2 protein-coding genes are annotated in these 2320 nt (G+C 30.7%); both read right to left on the bottom strand.

What is annotated here, in order from left to right:
* Positions 1-443 precede the first annotated feature (443 nt).
* Complete coding sequence (locus X924_RS07915) at positions 444-1682, bottom strand: ABC transporter substrate-binding protein (RefSeq protein WP_121958385.1); 1239 nt, start codon at positions 1680-1682, stop codon at positions 444-446.
* 131 nt (positions 1683-1813) lie between these two features.
* Positions 1814-2320, bottom strand: a 507-nt coding sequence (locus tag X924_RS07910; protein ID WP_233186615.1) for a methyl-accepting chemotaxis protein, incomplete at its 5' end; no start/stop codon positions are given.

Raw genomic sequence — 2320 nt, 5'->3', positions numbered from 1 at the left:
TAGGAAGTCTTTTGCTATTTCAATGTTTCCAAAGTTTCTTTTGAAAAAAACATCGTGAGGATTGTTTATTTCGTTCATTAGTTGTCCTCGCTTTGATTGTGAGATTTATGTTTTCTAATTAAATTATACCATAATAGTGAAAGTTTTGGTTGGAAAGTAAAAATCCCCTTTATTAAAGGGGATTCTATTTCAATATCTCTTTCAATTCTTCGATGGTTATTTCTAATAGATTATCTCCTATGTAGTTGATTGTACCCATTTTTGAAATTCTAAACTTTACATTAATTCTAATTTTGAGCTATTATCTATTTCTTTGATTTTGTCGGTACACATCCGAAGGAGAGGGAGGGCTCCGCCCTGGACCCACATTATAAGTTTAAAATGTTGCTTTATTGACTAATTTTCCAATTACGCACTTTTTCGTTTTTTTTGTTAAAAATAAATTATCTAATTAAAAAATTGATCTCCGATACAATATTATCTATAGCTTTTTCTGGAGTTAATCTCCCAGTTATGCAATCATAAACATTATTTTGTATAACAAAAGATATTTCTGAATAAATAGCTGATTTAGGTTTTAATTTTAAATTTTCAGTCAAATGTTTAAAGTCTTTTAAATCTATATTATTTCCTGAAATTTGAGAATTTTCATAAATATATAATCTAACTGGTAAAAAGTTTAAGTCAGAAAAAACTTGAATTTGACTTTCTTCAGAAGTTAAAAAGTTTATGAACTTTTTTGCTGCTGCTATTTCTTCAGGAGTTACATTAGGATTGATTGATAGAACTTTACCATCTAAAACTAAAAATGGGTCGTTTATATATTTAGAAATTGGCAGCGGAGCAATCCCCACCAATCCTTTTAGGGGTGAATCATCTGAATTCAACAAAGGCCACGCATAAAGGCTATTCCTCATAAAAAGTGCCTCACCATTTTGAAAAGATAACCTGCAGTCTTCTTCCCAATAAGTGGTAACTCCTTTTCTAGTAATTCCACTGTCTATAAAACTTTTCATAAGTGTGAGTGCCTCAATAGCTTTTCTCTTATTTTCAGGTTCGTTTAATACAAATTTGTTTCCTTTAAAAATATCTACTCCATAGGAATAAAGAATTTCAAAGAAAAAATTAGTCAGTTCTTCATATCTTGCACCTTGCCAAATAAATCCATCAATATTTTCTTTTTGTGAAATATCTTTAGCTATTTTTATTAATTCTTCCCAAGTTTTTGGAACGTTGTAATTATACTTTTCCAATAAATCCTTTCGATAATACAAAACTCCCGCATCCATAAAGTATGGAATAGCTTTAATGTTTTCCCCTACTTTAACCATTTCTATTGTAGCAGGTATAAATTTTTCTAATTCAAAATATTCGCTGTCTTTTTCTAAATCAACTAAAAAAGGCGAAAACTCTTCTACCCAACTAAAATCCAAAGACAAAATCGTGGGTTTATTAGCTTTTGTAACAACAAAAGTACCGTAAAACTTGTAAGTGGAGCCAGGATAACTCGGTATTTCAAAAACTTCTACTTCAATATCAGGATTTTGTGCTTCAAATTCTACTATTTTGGCATTTAACATTAATAATTGTTTCTCTATAGATTCATATGCAATACTTATTTTCACTGCGAAAAGGTTGATAGTTACGCAAGTCAACAACAATAATAAAAATACTTTTTTCATATATATACACCCTTTCTAAAGATTTTAAGGATAAAAATTTTTGTTGTCTCAATGTTATAAGGTTTGCTTGGAAAATTTTTTCTTAAACAATCTTATTTAAATTATATCACAAAATTATTAAAACTTTTAAATCATATTTTGAAACTCTCAACTAACCCTTTCAACTCTGAAGATATCTCATTCAACTCTTTAGCATCTTCATTTATCCCTATAGCTTGTTCTACTTGGTTGTCTATTATCTTTCTCGATGTTTCTAACTGCTGACTTATTTCTGTTACCGCTTTTGCTACTCTGTCCATCGCCGAACTCATCTCTTGGGCACTTGCACTTTGTTCTTGAGCACTGGCTGTCATGTTTTCTATCCCTTGATTCATCTTTTCTATTCTTTCTGTTATGTGTTTGAAACTTTCTAATACATTTCCCATTTCTTTGTTTATGTCTTCTATCGTTCCTACTACTTTCACTGTCGTTTGGTTTACTCTATCTGTACTTTGGGTTATGTTTGTTAGTATTTGGCTTATCTCATCTGTCGCATTCCTTGATTCTTCTGCTAACTTCCTTATCTCATCTGCTACTACTGCAAATCCTCTTCCCGCTTCTCCTGCTCTTGCTGCTTCTATCGCTGCATTTAACGCTAA

It is taken from the genome of Petrotoga sp. 9PWA.NaAc.5.4 (assembly GCF_002895485.1).
GTDB lineage: Bacteria > Thermotogota > Thermotogae > Petrotogales > Petrotogaceae > AZRK01.
The sequence above is the reverse complement of the archived record's forward strand: the minus strand, read 5'-3'. Positions and strand labels throughout refer to the sequence as shown.

Excerpts from the sequence above, each read along its gene's own strand:
- X924_RS07915 (WP_121958385.1), bottom strand. The coding sequence starts at position 1,682 with ATGAAAAAAGTATTTTTATTATTGTTGTTGACTTGCGTAACTATCAAC.